General features: G+C 43.5%; 18 protein-coding genes. 9 read left to right on the top strand and 9 right to left on the bottom strand.

Annotated features, from left to right (window positions below; translation table 11 throughout):
* Positions 1-80: 80 nt before the first annotated feature.
* The 5 genes from pepN to OCV20_RS07700 form a co-directional block, all read right to left on the bottom strand.
* On the bottom strand, positions 81-2687 hold the full coding sequence (gene pepN, locus OCV20_RS07720; RefSeq protein WP_086775763.1) for an aminopeptidase N: 2607 nt from the start codon (positions 2685-2687) through the stop codon (positions 81-83).
* 216 nt (positions 2688-2903) lie between these two features.
* Complete coding sequence (locus OCV20_RS07715; RefSeq protein ID WP_019823244.1) at positions 2904-3587, bottom strand: hypothetical protein; 684 nt, start codon at positions 3585-3587, stop codon at positions 2904-2906.
* A 274-nt stretch (positions 3588-3861) separates the two neighbouring features.
* Positions 3862-5856: a carboxy terminal-processing peptidase gene (prc, locus tag OCV20_RS07710; protein ID WP_048612134.1), complete on the bottom strand. Its 1995-nt coding sequence runs from the start codon at positions 5854-5856 to the stop codon at positions 3862-3864.
* Positions 5857-5873: 17 nt separating this feature from the next.
* Positions 5874-6497 carry an RNA chaperone ProQ gene (proQ, locus tag OCV20_RS07705; protein WP_017057223.1) on the bottom strand — a complete coding sequence of 208 codons (624 nt, stop codon included), beginning with the start codon at positions 6495-6497 and terminating at the stop codon, positions 5874-5876.
* A 97-nt stretch (positions 6498-6594) separates the two neighbouring features.
* Positions 6595-7086 (bottom strand): GAF domain-containing protein, encoded by a 492-nt coding sequence (locus OCV20_RS07700; RefSeq protein WP_017630025.1) that lies wholly within the window; start codon positions 7084-7086, stop codon positions 6595-6597.
* Positions 7087-7175: 89 nt separating this feature from the next.
* Here OCV20_RS07700 and OCV20_RS07695 point away from each other — a divergent pair, with 89 nt between their 5' ends.
* The 4 genes from OCV20_RS07695 (at position 7176) to rsmF (ending at position 14525) form a co-directional block, all read left to right on the top strand.
* Positions 7176-8972, top strand: a complete 1797-nt coding sequence (locus tag OCV20_RS07695) for an ABC transporter ATP-binding protein (protein ID WP_086775764.1) — start codon at positions 7176-7178, stop codon at positions 8970-8972.
* Positions 8973-9026: 54 nt separating this feature from the next.
* On the top strand, positions 9027-10310 hold the full coding sequence (locus OCV20_RS07690) for a paraquat-inducible protein A (RefSeq protein ID WP_086775765.1): 1284 nt from the start codon (positions 9027-9029) through the stop codon (positions 10308-10310).
* Complete coding sequence (locus OCV20_RS07685) at positions 10297-12954, top strand: MlaD family protein (RefSeq protein ID WP_086775766.1); 2658 nt, start codon at positions 10297-10299, stop codon at positions 12952-12954. The genes OCV20_RS07690 and OCV20_RS07685 overlap by 14 nt, the downstream gene beginning before the upstream one ends.
* A 149-nt stretch (positions 12955-13103) precedes the next feature.
* Positions 13104-14525: a 16S rRNA (cytosine(1407)-C(5))-methyltransferase RsmF gene (gene rsmF, locus OCV20_RS07680; protein ID WP_086775767.1), complete on the top strand. Its 1422-nt coding sequence runs from the start codon at positions 13104-13106 to the stop codon at positions 14523-14525.
* Positions 14526-14825: 300 nt separating this feature from the next.
* On the opposite strand, the gene OCV20_RS07675 is transcribed toward rsmF, so the two are convergent.
* A complete protein-coding gene (locus OCV20_RS07675; RefSeq protein WP_197275897.1) occupies positions 14826-15734 on the bottom strand; it encodes a CvfB family protein in 909 nt (302 codons plus the stop codon).
* Between the two features lie 28 nt (positions 15735-15762).
* Between OCV20_RS07675 and OCV20_RS07670 the strand changes: the two genes are divergently transcribed.
* On the top strand, positions 15763-17118 hold the full coding sequence (locus OCV20_RS07670) for a hypothetical protein (protein ID WP_048612139.1): 1356 nt from the start codon (positions 15763-15765) through the stop codon (positions 17116-17118).
* A 109-nt stretch (positions 17119-17227) separates the two neighbouring features.
* Here OCV20_RS07670 and OCV20_RS07665 read toward each other — a convergent pair whose 3' ends face one another.
* Complete coding sequence (locus tag OCV20_RS07665; RefSeq protein WP_048612140.1) at positions 17228-17713, bottom strand: PaaI family thioesterase; 486 nt, start codon at positions 17711-17713, stop codon at positions 17228-17230.
* A gap of 176 nt (positions 17714-17889) precedes the next feature.
* A complete protein-coding gene (locus tag OCV20_RS07660; protein WP_048612141.1) occupies positions 17890-18777 on the bottom strand; it encodes a putative PEP-binding protein in 888 nt (295 codons plus the stop codon).
* Positions 18778-18984: 207 nt separating this feature from the next.
* On the opposite strand from OCV20_RS07660, the gene OCV20_RS07655 reads away from it, so the two are divergent.
* Both OCV20_RS07655 and OCV20_RS07650 read left to right on the top strand, forming a co-directional pair.
* Positions 18985-20043, top strand: coding sequence for a 3-deoxy-7-phosphoheptulonate synthase (locus OCV20_RS07655; protein WP_017059698.1), 1059 nt, complete (start codon positions 18985-18987; stop codon positions 20041-20043).
* 12 nt (positions 20044-20055) lie between these two features.
* Complete coding sequence (locus OCV20_RS07650; protein ID WP_004733632.1) at positions 20056-20538, top strand: YajQ family cyclic di-GMP-binding protein; 483 nt, start codon at positions 20056-20058, stop codon at positions 20536-20538.
* A 190-nt stretch (positions 20539-20728) separates the two neighbouring features.
* Here OCV20_RS07650 and OCV20_RS07645 read toward each other — a convergent pair whose 3' ends face one another.
* Entirely contained in the window at positions 20729-21670 is a 942-nt protein-coding gene (locus OCV20_RS07645; RefSeq protein ID WP_086775768.1) for a precorrin-2 dehydrogenase/sirohydrochlorin ferrochelatase family protein, read from the bottom strand.
* A gap of 479 nt (positions 21671-22149) precedes the next feature.
* Here OCV20_RS07645 and OCV20_RS07640 point away from each other — a divergent pair, with 479 nt between their 5' ends.
* Positions 22150-23178 (top strand): amino acid ABC transporter substrate-binding protein, encoded by a 1029-nt coding sequence (locus OCV20_RS07640; protein ID WP_048610904.1) that lies wholly within the window; start codon positions 22150-22152, stop codon positions 23176-23178.
* A gap of 71 nt (positions 23179-23249) precedes the next feature.
* Positions 23250-24455: an amino acid ABC transporter permease gene (locus OCV20_RS07635; RefSeq protein ID WP_061038970.1), complete on the top strand. Its 1206-nt coding sequence runs from the start codon at positions 23250-23252 to the stop codon at positions 24453-24455.

The following is a 24455-nucleotide window of genomic DNA, read 5'->3' as shown; positions in this document are numbered from 1 at the left end:
ACAAAAAATCAGTGGCAGATATTCTCTACCACTGATGACCTTTCGTTGTAGCAAACAGCTTATCTTATTGAGCGTTTAACTTAAGCTTCTAGTGCTTTCGTTACTTTCTCAAACAAGTCTTTTGCTAGGTTGTCCATGTTCTTCAATGTCTCAAGTTCCTGTTTAATAAGAGCTTGGCGTTCATCATCGTACTTACGGAATTTAAGTAGTGGGTCAATCAAACGTGAAGCCACTTGCGGGTTGCTGCTGTTCAGTTCACGTAAGATCTCGCCAGCAAATGCATAGCCTTGACCAGACTTGTCGTGGAATTGAACCGGGTTCATGTTTAAGAATGAACCGACCAAGTTACGGGTACGGTTCGGGTTCTTCAAACTGAACGCTTGGTGCGACATCGACGCTTTGATCACTTCAAGTGCGTTTGAACTTGGGTTTGTACCTTGCAATGCAAACCACTTATCCATAACAAGACCATCGTGTTTCCACTTGTCACTGTAATCCGCCATCAAGGTTTCACGACATGGTAGTTGTGCACTATTTGCCGCGCCCATTGCTGCCATGGTGTCTGTCATGTTGTTTGCTTGCTGGTACATCGCAACAACCAAGTCATTACCCTGCTCAGTATGAGCTAAGTAACTTAGGCAAACTTTACGTAGAGTACGCTTACCAATCGAATCGTGATCGATCGTGTATTCCGTTAGCGCGTGGCTGTGATAAACCGCTGCTAACTCGTCTTCAAGTTCTGCAGCTAGTGTTACTTTCATTGAGTTAAGAACCGATGCGACCGCATCAATATCAACACGCTCGTACCAACCCGATACTTCATTGTGGCTTGGTAGAGAAAGCATTTCTGCAATAAACGCAGGCTCTAGTGAATCACTCAGCAGTACACCACGGAATGCATCAACAACAGAATCAGAAAGCTCAAACGCTTGACCCTGTTGAACTTTCTCAACGTTACTGCGGATGTACTTCGCTAATAGCATTTGACCCGCGTCCCAACGAGAGAATTCATTGCGAGCATTCACCATCAAGAAGATCAGTTCTTCATCTGAATAGTCGTATTCCAATTTCACTGGCGCAGAAAATTCACGAAGTAATGATGGGATCGGTTGCTCAGAAACGTTTTCAAACACGAACGTTTGCTCTGCTTCTTTCACATCTAATACATTATGAACTGGCTTACCGTTACATTGTAACTCAACAACTTCACCCGCAGCCGTGTATAACTCGATATCAAGAGGAATATGCAGAGCCTGCTTTTCCGTTTGCTCATGAGTTGGCGCTGTTACTTGGCGAGTTGTTAATGTGTATTGTTTCTTCTCTGCGTCGTACTTACTTTCAACAGACAGCGTCGGCGTGCCAGATTGGCTATACCATAAGCGGAACTGAGATAGGTCGACGCCCGATGCATCTTCCATTGCCGCGACGAAGTCTTCACATGTTGCAGCCGTGCCATCGTGACGTTCAAAGTAAAGCTTCATTCCTTTTTGGAAACCGTCTTCACCCAACAATGTGTGGATCATTCGGATCACTTCACTGCCCTTTTCGTACACAGTCAATGTGTAGAAGTTATTCATTTCTATCACTTTTTCTGGACGAATTGGGTGAGACATTGGACTTGCATCTTCAGCGAATTGTGGCCCGCGAATAATACGAACGTTGTTGATGCGGTTTACTGCGCGAGAGCCAAGATCAGATGAGAACTCTTGGTCGCGGAATACGGTTAAACCTTCTTTCAAGCTCAGCTGAAACCAATCGCGACATGTCACTCGGTTACCGGTCCAGTTATGGAAATATTCGTGACCGATTACCGCTTCGATGCCTAGGTAATCGGTATCCGTAGCAGTTTGGTCGTTCGCGAGAACAAACTTAGAGTTGAATACGTTCAGGCCTTTGTTTTCCATCGCACCCATGTTGAAGAAATCAACGGCTACGATCATGTAGATATCTAAGTCGTACTCTAAGTTGAAACGTTCTTCATCCCACTTCATTGAGTTAATCAAAGAAACCATCGCGTGGTTAGCTCTGTCTAGGTTACCTTTGTCGACAAAGATTTCTAGGTCAACTTTGCGACCCGATTGCGTGGTGTAAGCATCACGAAGTACGTCAAAGTCACCCGCAACCAAAGCAAATAGGTATGCTGGTTTTGGGTGTGGGTCTTGCCACTTCACCCAATGACGACCATTTTCAGCTTCACCTTCATCAACACGGTTACCATTACTTAATAAGAATGGATTTTCTGCTTTGTCCGCGATAACCGTTGTGGTGAATTTTGCCAAGACGTCTGGGCGATCCATGTAGTAAGTGATACGACGGAAACCTTCCGCTTCACATTGCGTACAGAAAGCGCCACCTGATTTGTACAGGCCTTCAAGTGCACTGTTCCCTTCAGGATCGACTTCAGTCACGATCGTTAATGTGAATTCTTGTGGTAAATTATTCAGTGTCAGTTGAGTTTCAGACTGTTCATATTGAGTCCACTCTTTACCTTCTACCAAAACAGAAACCAGCTTCAAGCCTTCACCATCAAGTACTAAGGTCGAGCTATCTTTCTCTTGCTTAACACTAGACACCGCCGTAATGATGGATGCTGAATCGTACAAATCGAAGGTAAGATCGATTTCAGAAATAGTGTGAGATGGTGATTGATAATCTTTACGATACTTGGCTTGAGGTGTATGTGCCATGACGGGTTCCTTTTGATCGTTATACGTAATTATTTGTTAACTGTATATATCTAAAGGTTGAGCGCCAAGAACACAAGGGGAATATTAAAAAAAGGAGGCATTGTAGGAAAATGCCTCCATGTTTTGCTATTTTATCAATCAAATCAGAAAGGAACGGCTAAGAAATGAACTGTGTGCCATATTTTCAACGAGCCGATTCTATGGCTAAACTCGTAGTTAACGTATGCGATTAAGCACCGCGAACATGTCTCCCTCTTCACCTTGAAGCGTCAAAACATCACTGTTCAATGTGTAACGAGTACCGTGTTCGCCGTTCTCATAAAGTAGTACTAATTGGTCGCCCTCGGTGTAATACACACCACGACGAATGACTTCCCCCCCTTCTTCATCGGACACTCGGAACATGAAGATAAAATCAGGTTGAAGCACCAAATCCATTTTTTGAATGTTACTCGCACGCAAATCGCTTCCAGACAATTCAGCGCTTGACCAAATTCCAGCTAGGGCGTTGGGCAAGGCTTTGGTGAACATAACACCGTTAAGATTCAGCATATTATGGTTACTGCTGTACGCGTAAACCTGAGGCTCAGAAGTATTCAAACCTAAAATAATGGTGTCTTCATTGGCGTTATACAAACCTTCCCAGTGATCCACACTGTAGTCTTTCTTTTGGATATCGATAGTGAATGAGTAATTTGAATCGAGAGTAAGCTTGATTGCTCTAAAGTTTTCAGTACCTTGCTCAGGATCTGGATTCATCAAATACCAATCACCAAGCAACAGAGGAAGGTCAAAATGAGATAGATTACTATCACTTTTTGATTGTTGGCTGCTCGAAGCGACCTCGCTCCCAAAAGCAACAAAACTTAAACAAGATAAAATTAGTAGAATCCATTTCATACGCGCCCCCTCATTTTCTTTAAGCTTAGGCACGTAATGATTAGAAAGCGAAAAAATATGATCCAAGTCACTAAATTTTAAGTGCGAAGTAACTTAAGTGTCATTATCCAACGCAAAATGGAACTAAATCACCCTGAATATTGAGTGTTCTTTGCGACAACCTCAATGGTTACAATCAGATATTCCTGTCAAATCATAGACACAAAAAAAGCGAGCCTAGGCTCGCTTTTGAATTGTGTATCTTTAAACAATCACCTTTTAACAGGCGTTTGCTCTATTTCTTGATCATATCCAGCATGATAGCAACAGACTCATCAAGATAAGCATCCGGGGCTTCATAGTCTTTAGGAATATCATCCAACGTCTTAAATGCCTCTAACTTAGCGGCTTTTTGACGTTGATTGATACGATCTAGACGAAGCGCATCCGCATCATCGCTCTCTTGCTGACGTACCTTTTCATTCAAAGAAAGGTCGTTATCGTCTTTATCTGCCTTATATTTTTCAATATCTTGCGCGATAAAGCCAAATTCCATATCTGTCGCAATACGAGCTTGGTGTTGAGCTGTTAAAGCAGCAATTTGCTCATCGTTACGCTGTAACACTGAGTAATTTGCTTTATCAATACTGTCCCAAGGTAGAGCATTGTCTTCAACACTTTCACCAGTATCTGCTGGGTCAATTGGCGTTGGGTAAGCAATATCAGGCACTACACCTTTGTTTTGCGTACTACCACCATTGATTCGGTAGAATTTCTGGATTGTGTATTGAACGTAGCCCAACTCTTTGTCGAACAAATCATAAATATGATTCAAAGAACGATGTTGTTGTACCGTACCTTTACCGAAAGAGTTTTCACCTAGGATGATTGCACGACCATAATCCTGCATCGCTGCTGCAAAGATCTCAGATGCCGAAGCACTGTAGCGATTCACCAATACCGTTAACGGACCTTGGTAACTGATTTCACCATCAGTATCGCTGTTCACTTTGACACGACCGTAGCTATCACGAACCTGAACAACAGGCCCCTCTTTGATAAACAAACCAGAGAGTTCGGTTGCTTCCGTTAGTGCACCACCACCGTTGTTTCGCAAATCAACAATAATACCTTCAACACCTTGCTCTTTAAGCTCAGTGATCAGTTTATCGGTATCTTTAGAAAGACCAACATAGAAACTAGGTACTTCTAGTACACCAATCTTCTTGCCATCTTTTTCAATAACTTCTGATTTAACAGCGCGGTCTTCTAAACGAATCTTATCGCGTACAATTGTGACAACGTGACTTTTTGCATCTTTACCGTCTGGCAAGATCTGTAGCTTAACTTTAGTCCCTTTCGGTCCTTTAATTAATTGCACTACATCGTCTAAACGCCAGCCGATAACATCAACAATCTCTTCGCCATCTTGACCAACGCCAACAATACGGTCGCCATCGCTCAATTGTTTGCTATTTGACGCAGGGCCACCAGCAACTAAAGATCGAATAACGGTGTAGTCGTCTGTCATCTGAAGTACAGCACCAATACCTTCTAGAGATAGATTCATCTCAGATTGGAATTGCTCTGCATTTCTTGGAGAAAGGTAACTGGTGTGAGGATCAACTTCACGCGCAAATGCGTTCATGTAGATTTGGAAAGCATCTTCGTTGTGCGATTGCGTAATACGCTTCATCGCATTGTTGTAACGCTTTTCCAAAACTTCTTGAATCTCTGGCCACTCTTTGCCAGTAAGTTTTAGATTCAACGCATCGTATTTAACGCGTTTTCTCCAAAGCTCATTCACTTCAGCGATATCTTTTGGCCATTCCGCTTCACTACGATTGAGCTCAATACTTTCATCGGTATCAAACTTAATCTCTGTATCTAGCAAAGACAAAGCATATTGAAAACGTTCAAAACGCTTCTGCATAGACAAATTATAAACATCGAATGCAATCTGGTTATTGCCTGCTTTCAGTTGATCATCAATTTGTGTAGATGACGCAGCGAAAGAGTCAATATCAGCTTGAGTGAAGATATTACGATTATAATCCAGCATCTCTAAGTAACGATTAAAGATAGCTTGAGAGAAATCATCGTTGAGATTGAAGTGTTTATAGTGAGAACGAGTAAATCGAGAAGTAACACGTTTACTAGCAGTTTCGTGTTGGACCTCAGGAGCGAGTAGAGGTAAATCGTCCTGATCTAATTTGGCTTCAAGAGCCTGAGCTGAAGCTGCTAGCCAAAAGCTAGCAGCAATCAGTGTCAATTTTGAACGGCATTTCATGCGTAGGAGTATCTCCTTTAAGCGCGCAAGTGCTCCGCTTTAACAACCATTTGTAGGCCGTTTGCTAACTGAACACGCACATCTTCCTTATTGATTTCAACAATGGTCGCAGCCATGTTTCCTTTACCCATGTTCACATTTACTTCTTTGCCAGCGATGAATTCGTCAGCGTTCAAAGCGCGTGTTTCTACAGGCTTTTCTACTTTTGGTGCTTTAGGCGCTTGACGACGAGGCTGTTGAGCTTTCTTCGCCTTAGGTTTCGCTTTGCCTTCTTCACGAGCTTTTTGTGCTTGTTCTTTACGACGAGCCTGAACTTTCGCTTTGCTTTCTGCAAGTGTAGCTTTAGCGTGTTCAACGTGCTCTTCTTCTAGTGTGCCACACGCGTTGCCGTCTAGGTCAACACGTTCTGCGCCAGCTTTTACGCCGTGCAGGTAACGCCATGATGATGTGTACTGTCTTAACGCTGCACGAAGCTGAGTCTTACTTACTTTTTCGTCTTCATTTAGACGTTCAGCAAGATCTTGAAAAATACCAATTTTAAGTGGCTTCGCTTCACCTTCTAGAGTAAAGCATTTAGGGAAACATTCAGCAATATATGCGATAACTTCTTTGCTGTTTTTTAACTTTTCAGTGTTTTCCATGTGGGTTCCTGGTTTTTGCGGTTTTCCGCGAGCATTAAGAAAATATTTTTACGTATTATAGAGAGATGCTTGGGAAAAACCACAGTAAGAGAATAATTTATGCCTTGTTCGCGTGCGAATTAAGCAGCTTTTCCACTTCTGCCATGAAAAATGTTAATCCGTCCTCGTCAATTTGAGAAAAACGACCAACATTTGGGCTATCGATATCAAGAACGCCCGCTATTTTTCCACCAATCGAGAACGGAATAACGATTTCTGAGTTACTTGCAGCGTCACAAGCGATGTGACCTTCGAACTCATGAACATCATGAATGCGCTGAACTGTATTCGTCGCAACCGCAGTTCCACACACACCACGCCCTACTGGAATTCGCACACAAGCAGGTTGACCTTGGAAAGGACCCAGTACAAGTTCGTCTTTTTCCTTAGCTTGGTCCTGCTTCATTAAATAGAAACCCGCCCAATTCAAGTCATCCAATTCCATGAATAATAATGAACTGATATTAGCAAGATTAGCAGTTAGATCGGTTTCTGATTCAATTAATGCAACGGCTTGTTTGGTTAAGCGTTGGTAATGTTCTATTTTCATATTAACTTCCAATTAAATTGAGACTTCCATTATCAAGAGAACGCAGTAGAATGCGGCCATCAAACTAAATAGGACTTATTCTCATTACAATGAACAATTCAGAAGACACTATTAGCCGTTCTTGGTTAATAACTCAAGTAAAAAAACACAAGTCCAAATTACTGTTTGCTAACATTATTGCCATATTTGCAACTCTCATTAGTGTCCCTATCCCGTTGCTCATGCCATTAATGGTTGATGAAGTATTACTTGATAAGCCCGCTTCAGGCTTAGAGATGATGAACCACCTACTTCCATCTTCATTACAGACACCGACTGGCTATATAGCACTAACTTTGTTGTTAGTGATTATCATGCGCTCCGTTAGCCAAGCACTGAACATTCTGCAAGGGCGTCAGTTTACGCTTGTATCCAAAACAATTACCTATCAGATGCGCAGCAAGATGATAGATAAGCTTGGCCGCATCAGTATTCGACAATACGAAACCAAAGGCAGCGGCGGTATTAACGCCCACCTAATAACAGACATAGAGACAATAGATAAGTTCATTGGCTCAACTCTTTCTAAATTTATCATCAGCTTCCTGACCGTGTTCGGGACAGCGATCGTGCTGTTGTGGCTAGAGTGGCGTTTAGGGTTGTTCATTTTACTGGTCAATCCTGTTGTGATTTATTTCTCCCGTAGACTAGGTAGCAGGGTCAAACACCTTAAGAAGTACGAAAACCAATCTTTCGAGCGCTTTCAAAACCGTTTGGTGGAAACCTTAGACGGCATTTACCAACTGCGTGCGGCGAATAAAGAACGCATTTTTCTCGACGAACTTAAGGTTCAAGCTAACCAAGTAAGAATCGATGCCGACAAATACGCTTGGCAATCTGAAGCTGCTGGCCGTGTTTCGTTTCTACTCTTCTTATTAGGTTTCGAGCTTTTCCGTGCCGTCGCTATGCTAATGGTGCTATTCAGTGACTTAACCATTGGTCAGATTTTCGCAGTATTTGGCTACTTGTGGTTCATGTTAGGCCCAGTTCAAGAGCTACTAGGGATTCAATTCTCTTGGTATAGCGCGAAAGCGGCACTGCAACGCATCAACGATCTTCTTCAGTTAGAAGAAGAGAAGCGCCCTATTAGTAAAGTGAACCCATTTACTGAAGATCAAGAAGTGACTGTCGACATCGAAGACGTTACATTCTCTTACACATTGGAAAACACTGTTTTAAATAGGCTATCGCTGCACATCCCTGCAGGTAAGAAAGTCGCTTTGGTCGGCGCAAGTGGCGGGGGTAAATCTACCTTAATCCAGTTGCTGATTGGGGTTTACCAAGCAGACTCGGGGTGCATTCGCTATAACGGTGAAACAACCGATGACATCAGCTTTGATGTAATACGCAATCAAATTGCCGTGGTTTTACAACAACCTATACTCTTTAACGATACATTAAGGCATAATCTGACCCTTGGTGCTGAATACGATGAAATGTCGTTGTGGCGTGCGCTTGAAGTCGCTCAAATGCAAGATGTCATCAAGCAACTGAGCAATGGCTTAGATACACAAATTGGTAGGAATGGCGTTCGACTGTCTGGTGGTCAACGACAACGCTTAGCAATAGCTCGTATGGTGCTGAGCAATCCTAAGTTTGTTATTCTTGATGAAGCGACATCTGCACTCGATACAGCAACAGAGTCAGCCCTGCATAAAGCGTTGAGCGAGTTTTTGAAAGATCGCACAACTTTGATAGTGGCTCATCGATTATCAGCGGTGAAACAAGCCGATCTAATCTATGTTTTAGAAGATGGACAAGTCACACAGACGGGAACACATGGTGAATTGGTTGAACAACAAGGACTCTATCAAACACTCTACGGCAGTGTGCAATCGCACGCCTGATGTTTGTGGCTCTGAGTCTTTAAATCGGGTTGCTAACCTAACTTACGTTTCAACTTGGGAGGTCGCGTGACCTCCCCATCCGTAACCAACCCTTTATCAACAAAACACCAATGCGACAGCAGCTCAGTGCGTCTTTGCCAGGGCTGCGAACTTCCCGTAGATAAAATGGACATCCCTTTAGGGAAATCTGCTTACTGCCCAAGATGCGGAACTCAGCTTTATAGAGGCGGGACTCCTAGCCTCTCTGGAAACCTAGCAATTGCAATTACCTGCTTATTGCTGTTTATCCCATCGCACTTTTTTGAATTCATCAGTATTCGCCTGATTGGTGTCATGATTCCCGCGACGTTACCATCCGGCGTCTTTACCTTAATGGGCGAAGGCTTTCCTCTACTTGGTTTGCTGATCCTGTTCTGCAGTTCGATCGCTCCGTTGCTCGTGTGTACGTCGGTACTCATCACTCATGCCTCATTGCGTTTTAAGATCTTCACACCCTTTCGTTATGCATTAGCCATTATCCAGACTCTCAAACATTGGATGATGTTGGATGTGTTTCTGGTAAGTTTGGCGGTCTCATGTTTCAAACTGCAAGATTACTCAGACATTTTCGTCGGCCCTGGTTTGATTGGCCTGATTCTTCTGCAGCTTTTCAGCGTATTACTAGTAAGCCGTATCAGTGTGCGTCGCTACTGGGAAGCTTGGGCAAAAGAATCTGAATACTCTTTTGCTGAAACTAAGAACGTACACTGTCACAACTGTCACCTATCTCAGCCTGACGGTCATACTTGTGTGCGTTGTCACCATGACTTATATCACCGTAAGCCCTACTCTATTCAGAAGACTTGGGCTCTGCTGTTTGCCGCATCGGTGGCCATTGTTCCCGCTAACGTTATTCCTATTTCTATCCTTATTACCAACGGTCAAAGGCTGGAAGACACCATCATTTCCGGTGTCGCTTCGCTAATTAATAGCGATATGTATGGCATCGCTGCGATCATTTTCATTGCCAGTATCGTCGTGCCCGTTGCGAAAATACTGGGCCTCGCGTACATCTTAATCTGTATCAAGATGAAGCGCGCCGTTTACCACAGGCAACGTATGACCATCTATTTCATCGTAAAATGGGTAGGAAAATGGTCGGTAATGGATCTGTTCGTTATTTCGATCATGATGACCTTGGTCGACCGAGGGCAAATTTTAAACTTTACACCAGGTTATGGTGCAGTCGCTTTTGGCGTCGTAGTTGTTCTCACGATGCTAGCAGCGGAAAGCTTAGATCCTAGGCTAATTTGGGATAACCACACCTCTAAAGATGAGTCAGTGAATGAACAACGATAACCAATCACAAACGTCATATTCACCAGAAGTAAGGAAAAACAAAGGCATCTCACCTTTGTGGATTCTGCCGATATTAACCGTCGCCTTAGCCGGTTGGTTGGTCATGAAATCGATACACGATGCTGGGCAACGTGTGCAGATATACTTCTCAGATGCCGCAGGTTTAGTCGCAGGTCGAACAACGATTCGTTACCAAGGCTTAGAGGTGGGTATGGTGCGTGACATCACTTTATCCAAAGATCTATCGAGTATCTATGTCGATGCTGACATCTACCCAGAAGCGAAGAAGCTACTCTCAAAAGGCACTCGTTTCTGGCTTGTAAAGCCGACAGCAAGTTTGTCGGGTATCTCAGGATTAGACGCACTTGTTTCAGGTAACTATATTGCTATCCACCCGAGCGAAACCAAACAAGACCCAGAAACCGTTTTCCAAGCCTTAGAATCATCCCCTTCTGACTTACTGGCTTCTGAAGGTTTGAATATTTCACTGACGACCAAAGATCTGGGCGGCGTGTCTGTTGGTTCTCAAATCGTTTACCGTAAAATCCCAATTGGTGAGGTTTACAACTACCAGTTAAACGACAACGCGAAATCCGTTACGATTCAAGCGTCAATTAAAGATGAGTACAGCCATATAATCACAGACCAAAGCCGTTTTTGGAATGTCAGCGGTTTAGGTGCAAGTATTGGTTTTTCCGGTGTTGATGTTCGCTTAGAGAGCCTAAGTGCATTGCTTGGCGGTTCAATTGCGGTCGACTCTCCGGGAGAAGGCCAACCGGTTGAGATGAATACTAAGTTCAAACTCTACCCAGATCTGAAAACAGCGGGTCGAGGTATCTCTATCAAGATCGCCGTACCAGATGACAACAAGATCAGTGCAACGGGTGCTCCGATCATGTATCGCGGCATCGAAATCGGTCAAATCACTGATTTATCGCTAAGTGAAGGGCGTGAAAACGTCGTCGCATCTGCCGCTATTCAACCGGCATTCAGTGACTTTTTAAATAGTGGCAGTAAATTCGTTCTAGAAGAAGCTGAACTGTCGCTTACTGGCATGAAAAACATTGCCAATTTAGTGACAGGTAACTTTTTAACCTTGGTACCGGGCGAAGGTGAAAAAGCACGTCGATTTACTGCGATCCGCAAAAATGAATTCAGTCAGGAACAAGAGAAATCCGTTGCGATTCGCTTAACGTCGAACAATTCGTTCGGTTTAGATGTCGGTACACAACTTCTCTACAAAGGCATTGCCGTTGGCTCTATCATCCATGTGGGATTAGTTGATGGTGTTGGTACGGGCTCTGATAAACACGAAGTCTTCATGGATGCACTTATCGACAACGAGTATGCGCACCTTATCAAAAGCCACAACCGTTTCTTTGTGACAGGCAGTGCGACTGCAGAGCTAACCGAATCAGGCTTGAGTGTTACGGTCCCACCAGCAAAACAGCTTCTTACAGGCTCGATTAGCTTTGTGAGTGAAGGCAAGTCTGAAGCTCGAACGGACTACCAACTTTTCCAAAGTAAGTCGTTAGCAGAAATTGCTAAGTTTAATCAGTCGGGTTCAAAGACACTTTCTTTGTTTGCGAGTGAGTTACCTTCAATTTCTAAAGGCAGCCCACTCCTCTACCGTAACCTACAAGTGGGTAGTATTTCTGATTTTCAGCTAGCAGACGGTGGCGTAAGAATCAAAGTCACAATCGAAAATCGTTACACGCACTTACTCAATAAGCACACTGTTTTCTGGAACCGTTCAGGCGTTGAAGTTGATGCATCGCTATCGGGTATCAGCATTAAAGCGGCACCCGTTAAAACCCTTATCCAAGGCGGTATTGCTTTTGACTCTATGCCGGGAATCGACAACAAACTCGGCGATGTATGGAAGCTATATAAAGATTCGAAATCCGCTCGAAAATTTGGCCGCGCGATTACCATCACCTCTTCTGGCGATCAAGAAGTCAGCAAAGGCATGGCGATCAAATATCAAGGTGTCACTGTTGGTGAGGTTACTTTGGTGATTCCGAACTTCAACAAGGGCGGTATTGAAATTACTGCGCGAATTTTACCTGAATACGTCGACAAAATTGCTGTGGCAAACAGCCACTTCTGGTTGGCAGAGCCTGAGATTGGACTTAACGGCATCAAAAACGTCTCTGCGCTGCTCTCTAAGCACATCAACGTAGATCCGGGCAAAGGTGAAAGAAACACGAAATTTGAGCTTAGTAAGGGACCTGTGCAGCCTGAAGGCAAGATATTCCAGCTACAAAGCGAAACGCGAGGCTCGGTATCTGAAGGCACGCCTATCCTATTCCGGGAGCTAGAAATCGGCAGTGTTATCGATGTTCAGCTGGGCGAGTTTGCTGACCGCATCATCTCTACGATTCAAATAGAACCTGATTACGCGTATCTAATCCGCGCAAACACCGTGTTCTGGAACGTGTCGGGCGTCGATGTCTCTATCGGCCTGTCTGGCGCAAACATCAAAGCCGGAACGGTAGACAGCTTGTTGAGAGGTGGTATTACATTCTCAACGCCACCGACAAATGAACTTCAGCCAGTGGCAAACGAAGATCAGTCTTTCTATCTCTACCCTAAAGCCGAAGATGAGTGGAAATCATGGAGAACCGCAATTCCTCGTCCATAGCGTGAACCCACTGACGTTTCCGGAAGATTAATTCTTCATCAAAATGCAGCCATTCGGCTGCATTTTTGTTGTTTGCTATAAATATGGTTTAGGACGGCCTCATTTTGCTTTAAACTCCCCGCATTAATGCAATAAATCGAGACACTCTTTTGCACGCTAACGTATATATTCCTGAAGAATTCCTAACGCACATCGAAGCAATCATGCCTAGTCATCTAGATATGGCTTCTTTTGTTGCGTCATGCCAAAAACCACTTCGTAAAAGCATTCGAGTCAATACATTGAAAATCAGTGTTGCAGACTTCCTAGTACGAGCAAAAGAGAAAGGCTGGGAACTGGAACCTGTACCTTGGTGTGAAACGGGCTTTTGGATTACAGCTGATGAAAGTGAAGCGCCACTAGGTAATACGGCAGAACACATGTCTGGTCTTTTCTACATCCAAGAAGCCAGCTCGATGATGCCACCTTCGGCACTTTTCCAAGGCGAAGCTGATTACCAAGCGGTGTTAGACACTGCGGCTGCACCCGGCTCTAAAACAACGCAAATCGCTGCGCTAATGAATAATCGCGGTGTATTGGTTGCCAATGAGTACGCTGCAAGCCGTGTGAAAGTCCTTCACGCTAACATCGAACGTTGTGGCGTTCGTAATGCCGCTCTAAGTAACTTTGACGGTCGAGTTTTCGGTGGTTGGTTACCAGAACAGTTTGATGCTGTGTTGTTAGACGCGCCCTGCTCTGGCGAAGGTACCATTCGTAAAGACGCCGATGCGATGAAGAACTGGACGTATCAATCTGTGGTCGACATTGCCGATACGCAAAAAGATCTGATTGAAAGTGCATTCCATGCTCTTAAACCTAATGGTGTGTTGGTTTACTCAACGTGTACGCTTAGCACCGAAGAGAACCAACAAGTGTGTCATCACTTAAAAGAGACCTTTGGTGATGCGGTTGAGTTTGAATCTCTTGAATCACTATTCGACAACGCAAAAGCAACCACGACAGAAGAAGGCTTTCTACACATCTTCCCTCAAGTTTATGACTCAGAAGGTTTCTTTGTTGCGCGTATCCGTAAACTAGCGTCTGTGGCTCCACCAGAAGTTAAAAAACGTATGGGTAAATTCCCATTTGAAAAAGCATCAAAGAAAACTCAGCAAGAAGTCGCTGAACAACTGATGAGTACTCTCGATATCGAATTGCCAAGCGATACTCAAGTTTGGATTCGCGACAAAGACGTTTGGCTATTCCCAGAAGCGCTAGAGCCGATGATCGGTGAGTTCCGTTTTTCTCGCATGGGAATCAAGATCGCCGAAACCCATAAAAAAGGTTACCGCTGGCAGCACCAAGTAGCAACAACGCTTGCAACTGGCAATGAAGCTAATGTTGTCGAGCTAAGTATTGAAGATGCTCGTGAATGGTTCATGGGACGTGATGTTCGCCCTGAAGGCTTGTCTGGCAAAGGTGAAGTACTAGTGAAGTACAATGGTGCAATCATCGGCCTTGGTAAGTGGGTTGGCAACCGAGTGAAGAACGGTTTACCACGCGAGCTAGTGCGCGATAAGAACCTATTCTAAAAGCTTTCTCCCTGTATACAGCTAGATAAACAAAAAGCCCAAACAACGTTAATTGTTTGGGCTTTTTCTATTCTATCGGCCATGTAACTCAGTGTGCGAGCGCTTGTAAATCAACAGCTAATTATATAAATATCAATTCAAGTCACTATTTCCAAAAAGAAAAATTGCACTCTAGAGAATCTAAACTAGACTTCAATCTAATAGTCAAAAGATTAAAACGATTAGCGTAGGCTCTTCGGAGCCCTTTCCCCTAAGCCCAAACAGGAAGGTTTGGGCTTTTTTTTTGACCGAGAGAATCGCTTATTTAACTAAGCTGATACCTTCTTTGTCGATAGTGATCTTGCCAGATTTGTACAAACCACCAATTGTCTTCTTGAACGTACCTTTGCTGGTTCTGAATGCAGAGAAAATAGCGTCAGGAGAAGACTTATCATTCAAAGGCAGGTAACCGCCTTTCTTCTCAAGCAGGTCAAGAACCTTAGTGCTTAGGTCATCCATCTTAGCGACACCAACTTTCTGAAGAGACAGATCAATCTTACCGTCTTCTTCACGAACGTTTTTAATGTAGCCTTTTAGTGTTTTACCAATGAACAGCTTACCGATGATGTCAGATGGGAAAATCATACCCCAGTGTTCACCGTTCACGATCGCTTTGTAACCAAGTTGGCTGCGCTCAGCGATAATGAGATCGACTTGCTCATTTTGCTTATAAGTCGCAGGCGTGTTGTCTAACCATTTGTTGAACTTCGTTGTACCAACGATACGGCTCGATGCTTTATCGATATACACATATACTAAGATTGACTGACCTTCGTTTAAACGGCCACGCTGCTCGCTGAAAGGAACAAGAAGGTCTTTACCTTTCACGCCCCAGCTCATGAATGCACCAGTGCTGTTAACACCTTCAACCGTCATCAAACCAAACTGGCCTACTTGAGCGATTGGTTTTTCAGTCGTTGCAGCGATCTGGTTGTCAGAATCAATGTATAAGAAAACATCTAGCTTTTGACCAATTTCAACACCTTCAGGAGTAAATCGTTTCGGCAGCAACACGGTTCCATAGTCGCTCGCGTCAAGGAATACACCGAAGTCTGCTTGTTTTACTACTTCTAAGTTGTTTATTTGACCAATATTAATCATCAAGATTGTCTCTACTTTAAATTTGGCGGAGATTATACGTGATCTCTGATATGCTTTCGCTAGTTTCATTCATATTTTTACATTCTAGGAGACATCGTTGATCACCGTTGATAAACAAGATGCGATAACACTTAAAATTAACCATGCCATGGCTAAGACAAAAAAGCTCGACATGGACGTTTATCTATTCATTCCCGGTGAACTTGGACTGACTCCTGAAGTGCTTTCTGAAAGTGCCTTTTTCTACAGCTCAATCACTCAAAAACGTGCCTACTACAGTGACAAAACACTTTTACCTTTGGTGCACAGTCGCTTAGCTAAGCGTGGACGATTGTCGATTACGCAGTATCGTGTCAGTTTGAGTTTGTTCGCCTATCAATATGTTATCGCGTTAGATAAAGCGGTAAGTAGCCTGAATAAGAATGATAGTGACGACGTAACGGCTGATGAAGTAGATGAAGTCATTGAACTGGCTTTAGATATCCTCAAGAAGCTTCGTCGTAGTATTCCCTATGAAGAAAACCTTAAGCGCTACTACGCCAACATTGATAACTATCTTTCATGGTACACAGAGCAAAAGTTCTTATCGCTGGTATCTCATATGCCACGTGGCAGCGAGTACTCCACAATTAAGGAGCGACTCTTAACGCTTTGTGATAAGGAAACCGCTCACCGCAAGCTCAACCGCTACAACTCAGCTAGGGTACGTGAAGACGTCACCCGTCTGAGTAACAAGATGCGACTGCTGCGACGTTTGATTGAACACCCTATCGTACTTAAAGAAAAGACGACATCAATGGGTAAGAACGTTAAGCGTGCCGTGAAAGGCATTGCGACCGGTTTGGTGATGGTTGTCGTGACTACTACTGTGATCTTGGCTCGTGATTTTCTTGGTGAGATTACCGCCTCCTTCATCGTGGCGATGTCATTCATCTATGCGTTGCGTGAAATCTTTAAAGATGACTTGAGAGACATCCTTTGGCGCTGGCTGCGTAAAGGCAAACCTAAATGGAAGCGTCGTTACTTCGACCCGACGACCAATAAATCTGTCGGTCATAAACTCGAGTGGTTGGACTACGCAAGCTTTTCTAAGCTAGCAGACCGTATTCAATCGATACGTAAGAAGCGTGTAGTCCAACGTGAAGAGCAAATCCTGCACTATCGTTCGCACACTGAGATGTCGACATCGACGTTCATGAGTGGTTATGAAGAGACTCGTGAAACGTTATCCATCAGCTTAAGAGCGCTGACACGATTGATGGATAAGGGTTCAAACAAGGTGTATCGCTTGAATGAAGGGCAAGTTAGCCGTGAATCGGTAGAAAAGCGCCACTTGCTCAACCTGATCATTAAAGAGAACAATCACGATAACGAACCGACTTATTACCGTTGGAAGATTGTAATGAACCGTTCAAAGATCGTCGACATCGAGCAAATCACTCAAGAATCTTAGCTTTGCTATGGTGTGCAGCACGGTATGTGGATAGTCAATTCACATACCGCTCTTACACTTATTCACTTATTCACTTATTCACTTATTCAAGCTTCCATCTACTTCCGAGCTATTTCCTAGACGGGACTTTCTTAATCGAAAGCGTTAGCGTGAACTCGGCCATTGGCTCGTCGCCATGCAAAGATGGGCAAGTCGCGATAATGGTTACAGGTTGGTTCACTCGCTCCCCAGTAGACATAGTTTCTTCCAGCATAGTGTTGATCAACTCTCCATCATTACAGGTGAAATGCACATCGCCTTCTGGACGCTTTAAGAAGTTGCCCGTCACCTCTTTAAATGCCAACGAAATCTTTTCACCTTGCTGCTGAGATTTACTCATCGCAAGAAAGCCACCCGCCACATCAGCACCCACAGCCAAAACGCCAAAATACATGCTATTGAGGTGGTTCTTCGTTCGTCTTTTAAGAGGGATTTTGACCTCAACATGTTGGTTATCCAGTGCGAGCAATTTTGGTCTGCATAACCAAATCAGAGGCACTTTGAAAAAACCAAACATACTCAAGTAGAAATTTGCTTTTTGTAGAGGGGTCAACATTCGGATTACCTAGTCAAATCAGTCATCAGACCAGTTAATCGATTAGCGATAGAGATGTCAAAAAAATGTTACAAAAAAGAGATGTCATCGCATAATGATATCTCTTTCATTCTCAAAGCTTTAGCGCTTCAAATAAACGGATATAGCCAGTTGATTTATTAAGACAACAAGCCGATTTATGCAGTCACGACCGTTTCTACGCCTTCAAGATCAGCTATGTAACCTTGTAGACGTGGGTAATCCACTAAGCCTTGAGTTACTAGCAACACTGGCTTCTTCGCGTTCAGGGTTGCTTTAACAATCATATCCAACAAGGTAATAACCGCTTCGTTTTGTGGATCAAAAGCGTGTTGCTGAGCTTCATTGTGTTTGTCTACGCCTAAAGTGAAAGATGCTAAGCTATCAACGTTTACCACTACACCATCGAAGTAATGCAGCAATCTTTCGCTCAGTAGCACTGCAGACGGCACATCGCATGAGAACAGTACTTTCAAACCGTTAAGGCCACGTGGTAACCCTTGCTCGGCGAGCAGGTCAATAATCTTAGCGGCATCGCTTAATGCTCGTACATACGGCACAACCACTTCGACGTTAATACCCTGCTCTCGCAACGTTTTAATAACCTGACACTCTAAAGCGAAAGCCTTGCTGTATTCTGGTGTCGCGTAACGAGCAACGCCACGAACGCCTAGTGCTGGGTTAATCTCTTCAGCTTCACAGTTCCCGCCAAGTAGCGAACGGAAGCCATAGCTGTCTGCACTACTTAATGCGATACGAACAGAAGTGTGATTTGGCTGAACGGCAGCTTGAATGGCAATCACTAAGGTCGAAACAAAATGCTCATCGACGGTTTTATCGCCAAGGATTGCATCTAAAGACGTTTTTTCAATATCAGTCAAAGTATCTAAGTGACTCTCGATACTTGGATGATAAAAGACACGATCCATCACCAATTCTGATAATGAAACGTATAAGTGGTTGGAATTATTATTATCGTTGTAAGAAGGCAGCACATCACCTAAGACAAGTTCTGGGTGCAAAGTGCTTTGATTTTCTTGAGTCATTGCTGCTCCAGCATTTTTATGTTGTGTTCAAACGAAAATACCGACAGCTGCCTGTTAATACAAGTGAAAATCCCTTATTTGACGCTGGCCTGCTGATAAAAATAAGAATATTAGCAATAACTGAGATAACTTTGACTCAATAGAGTTTATTCCTCTGTTCAATTCCGTTATCTTAACCACTTCGCAATAGAATAAAAAAGCTATCACATGCCATTAAAAACTGATGAGTTGAGAACCCAAGCTCTGGGTCCTATGCCAACTCCTGCCGAACTAGGCAATGCACACCCTATTACTGACGACGTTGCTGAGCGCATTAAAAATTCTCGCCGCCAAATCGAAGATATCCTAACTGGTCGTGATAACCGCCTGTTAGTTATCGTAGGCCCTTGCTCTGTTCACGATACAGATGCGGCACTTGATTATGCTGAGCGCCTAAGCAAAATTCAAGACCAGTACAAAGATGAACTGTTCGTGGTAATGAGAACCTACTTCGAGAAGCCTCGTACTGTTGTAGGTTGGAAGGGTTTGATTACCGATCCTAACCTTGATGGTTCATACGCACTTGAAACAGGCTTGAACAAAGCTCGTAAGCTTCTGCTCGATATCAACAAGCTTGGCCTAGCTACCGCGACTGAATTCCTTGATATGATCACAGGTCAGTACATTGCAGACCTTATCACTTGGGGTGCGATTGGCGCTCGTACAACTGAATCTCAGATTCACCGTGAAATGGCTTCTGCACTGTCTTGCCCAGTTGGCTTCAAGAACGCGACCAACGGCAACATCAAGATTGCTATCGATGCAATTCGTGCAGCACATGCTTCACACTACTTCTACTCTCCAGATAAGAACGGCCGCATGACGGTTTACCGTACTTCTGGCAACCCATACGGTCACGTTATTCTACGTGGTGGTGATAAAGGCCCTAACTTCGACGCTGAATCTGTAGATACTGCATGTAAGCAACTGGCTGAATTCGACCTACCTCAACGTTTGGTTGTAGACTTTAGCCACGCTAACTGTCAGAAACAGCACCGTAAGCAGTTAGAAGTTGCACAAGACATTTGTGAGCAAATTAAATCTAACAAGAACCAAATTGCAGGCATTATGGCAGAGAGCTTCATTATTGAAGGCAACCAGCCAATGACAGATATCAACAACTTAGAATATGGCAAGTCGATTACTGACCCATGCCTAAGCTGGGAAGATACTGCAACAATGCTAGACATGCTTGCAACAGCAATTAAAGATAGAAACTTAGCTTAAGGAAACAACACAATGCCATCATTTGACATTATCTCTGAAGTAGAAGCAGTAGAACTGCGTAACGCAGTAGACAACGCAAACCGTGAACTATCGACTCGTTTCGATTTCCGCGGCGTTGAAGCAAGCTTTGATTACAAAGATGAATCAGTAAAATTGACTGCTCAAGACGATTTTCAACTGAAGCAAATGCGCGATATCCTTCGCAGCAACCTAACGAAGCGTAATGTTGATCCTAACGCGATGGAAGCGAAAGCGGCAGACCAAACAGGTCGCACTTGGCACCAAACGGTTATCTTTAAGCAAGGCATTGAAACTGATGTCGCTAAGAAGATCGTTAAGCTAATCAAAGACAACAAAGTTAAAGTTCAAGCTTCTATCCAAGGTGACAAAGTTCGTGTTACTGGTAAGAAGCGTGATGACCTACAAGCTGTTATGGCCCTAGTTCGCAGCGGTGAACTTGGTCAACCTTTCCAGTTTGACAACTTCCGCGACTAATTATTGAGTTTGAGCGACCGCCTATTTGGGTTGCTCATTCATCTGCACAATGTCGTGTTTGAAATAGCAAAAAGCCACTTCTTTAAGGGAAGTGGCTTTTTATTTATCTGGTCCAGCTTTAGTTTTATTCCGAGCCTCTAGCCGATTTCAAACAACCAGAAAGCTCTCATTTCAACTAGAAGCAACTACCTCAACCGAGTACTTGGGCTGCTGACAATTTTAGATCTTTGCCGACCAACAGATTAAACTCTACGCTCGCTGGTGGAATAAACACACACACTCGTAATTTCTCTGCTCTTGCTTGCTCAAGCTTTGTTGATAGCTCTCCGCTGTTGGCGTAGCTCTCTCTTTCTGCATCTCGGCGGCACAGGTCGATAAATTCAAATGGACAATCGCTCGGTGAAAGTACGAGCTCTGCCTCCTGCATCAAACGTAAAGCCTTCATAGACAACAACTCGACATCTTGCTCGAATTCAATCCAAGTAACCTGCCCTTCGCTATCAATGCCTTCGGTTAGCGCTTGCTGGTAGTAAGACTCTAACTGCTCTCTGTCATTCACCTGCTCGATAAAGCTGGATGACAAGAATCGCTCCCAAAACTTACGACGCTCGTCGACGGTTGGGAATGACTCTTTGATTGAATTGCGTTTTGATGCACCGAAGTCTGCTATCAAACCTATGTTTTGTGGCAATACGGTTTCGAGTTTTTCTCTGATATTTCTCACTAAAACAGGTGATGCACCGCCACTAGAGATGGCAATTTGGATTCTGCCGCGATTTATCATCGAAGGTGTGATGAAGTCGCAGTAAGGAAGATCGTCAACCACATTGACTAAAATGCCCAGTTTTTTCGCATCATTATACACTTGGTGATTCAAACTTGGGTTGTCTGTTGTGGCCCAAACCTGTAAGTAATTTTTCGATATGATCTGTGACGAATAAAAGTTTTGAACCCAGTGAAGTTTGTTCTCGTCCACAAGCTGCTTTAAGTAAGGCGCTACCTTGGGAGACACCAAAGTCACATCCGCCCCAGCTCGTAGTAAGCTATCGACTTTACGGCAAGCAACCTCACCCCCACCAACCACTAAGATTGGCTTATTTTCTACATCCAAAAACATTGGGAAATAACGCATGTTCTTCCTTGAGACTACTTCAATAACTATTCAGCCATGCTACCAAATTTGGAGCATATTCATAACTATCGAAGTGTAATAAAAATATTTATTGACCAAATTTCAACATTTCTTAAGTTTAATATTTCACCATTGTGATGTTGATTCAGAATATTTATCTAGTCGATTATCAATATAAAAACCTAAATCTTGTTGCACCAACAGTGTGAACTGTTGCACTATTTACATTCACTTAACATTTGGTCATTCTAATTGTGTTCGGATTTGTGATTTCATTCAAAATTCTTTTTAAATTATACATTTGTGAAACTACGGATCCTTTCCTAACCTTATAAACAGTTGTTTAAATCGCACACAGTTTCATTTGCAAAATGCAACTCGTTTAATTTGAACAACAAGGTCATAGAAAACGCAACACATAGAGAAACTCAAACGAGCACGAGTATCAGGTGTCACCTGGTTAACAAGGAAGGATACAAATGACAAATAAACTAACACTTCTTGCTTCAGTAGTAGCTGCATCAACTGCGATGATGGCAACATCGGCATCAGCGGCAGAAAGCACTCTGGACAAAGTCACATCTCAAGGTTTTCTAACTTGTGGTGTAAGTACCGGTCTTCCAGGGTTCTCTAACCCTAACTCAAAAGGTGAATGGGAAGGAATTGATGTTGAGTATTGTCAAGCTCTTGCAGCGGCTGTACTCGGTGACAAGACTAAAGTTAAGTATGTACCTCTAACAGCAAAAGAGCGTTTTACTGCGCTTCAATCTGGCGAAATCGACGTACTATCTCGTAACACAACATGGACATTACATCGTGACACTGCTCTAGGTCTGAACTTCGTAGGCGTTAACTACTACGATGGTCAAGGCTTCATGGTTAAGAAAGAACTTGGCCTAACAAGTGCTCAAGAGCTTGATGGCGCTTCTGTATGTGTTCAATCAGGTACAACAACTGAACTTAACCTAGCCGATTACTTCCGTAACAGTGGCATGTCTTACAAGCCAGTGGTATTCGATACGGCAGCACAAACATCTAAAGGTTTCGACGCAGGTCGTTGTGACGTGCTAACGACTGACCAATCTGGTCTATACGCACTTCGTCTAAACCTAGCTGATCCTAAATCTGCAGAAGTACTTCCTGAAATCATCTCTAAAGAGCCTCTAGGCCCTGTTGTTCGTCAAGATGATGATAAATGGTTTAACGTTGCTAAGTGGACACTTTCAGCAATGATTAACGCGGAAGAATACGGCATCTCTTCTAAAAATGCAGACGAAATGCTTAAGTCAAAAGATCCAAACATCAAACGTATTCTTGGTGTAGACGGTCCTAAAGGTAAAGGCCTTGGCATTCGCGACGACTGGGGTTACCAAGTAATTAAGCAAGTTGGTAACTACGGTGAGAGTTTTGAGCGTACTGTTGGTACAGGTTCTCCACTTCAGATCTCTCGTGGTGTAAATGCATTATGGAATGCGGGCGGCTTTATGTACGCTCCACCAATCCGTTAATAAATTTTCAAGCATCAACTAGGGCGGAGTTTTCCGCCCTATTTATTAAATGGATTTGAGGTTATAGTAGTATGAAACCTAATGAAACTATTTCTCCAGCTCAGGCAAAGCCACAGCCCAAAAGTGCCAACTTATTTTACAACCCCACTTTTCGCTCCATCATTTTCCAAATTATCGCCGTCGGGGCGCTTTGTGCTTTCTTTTACACGATTGTAAATAATGCACTCACAAACTTAGATTCCCGTGGTATCACCACTGGTTTTGATTTTCTCTCCCAAGAAGCTGGTTTTGGTATCGGCTTAACACTGATTGAATACGACGAGACCTTCTCATACGGTCGTACATTCTTTATCGGTCTTCTCAATACCGCTTTAGTTTCAGTACTCGGCATTATGCTAGCTACAGTGCTGGGCTTTAGTATGGGTATCGCTAGACTCTCTTCAAACTGGCTAGTTAGCCGATTTGCAGCTGTCTACATTGAGATATTCCGAAATATCCCTCTTCTATTACAAATCTTTTTCTGGTATTTCGCCGTTCTACAAGCCTTGCCTTCTGCTCGTCAAAGTATGAGTCTAGGTGAAGCAATTTTCTTGAACGTACGTGGATTGTACTTCCCTGCTCCAGTCTTTGAGCAAGGCAGTAGCATTGTCATCGCATCATTGATTGTCGGTATTATCGCTACGTTTATTATCAACATCTGGGCGAAGAACAGACAGAAACTGACCGGCCAACAAACACCAATGTTGCGAATTGCCGCTGCGTTGATTTTAGGCTTACCGTTGGTAACTTACTTTGTTATGGGCATGCCTATCTCTGCAGATTACCCTGTGTTGAAAGGGTTTAACTTCAAGGGTGGTGTTACCATAATCCCTGAGCTTGCTGCATTGATGCTCGCTTTAAGTATCTACACAGCAGCGTTCATTGCTGAGATTGTTCGTTCAGGTATTAACGCGGTAAACCATGGGCAAACTGAGGCTGCGATGTCTCTAGGCATCCCACGTTCTAGAACTCTAAAGCTTGTCATTATTCCACAAGCATTAAGAATCATTATCCCACCACTAACCAGTCAGTATCTAAACCTGACCAAAAACTCATCACTTGCGATGGCCATTGGTTATCCTGATCTTGTCTCTGTATTTGCAGGAACAACACTGAACCAAACTGGACAAGCTATCGAAGTAATCGCGATGACAATGGGCGTCTACCTAACCTTGAGCCTATTAACGTCCGCTCTAATGAACATATACAACCGCAAAGTAGCGTTGGTGGAGAGATAA

This window comes from Vibrio coralliirubri (genome assembly GCF_024347375.1).
Lineage (GTDB): Bacteria > Pseudomonadota > Gammaproteobacteria > Enterobacterales > Vibrionaceae > Vibrio > Vibrio coralliirubri.
The sequence above is the reverse complement of the archived record's forward strand: the minus strand, read 5'-3'. Positions and strand labels throughout refer to the sequence as shown.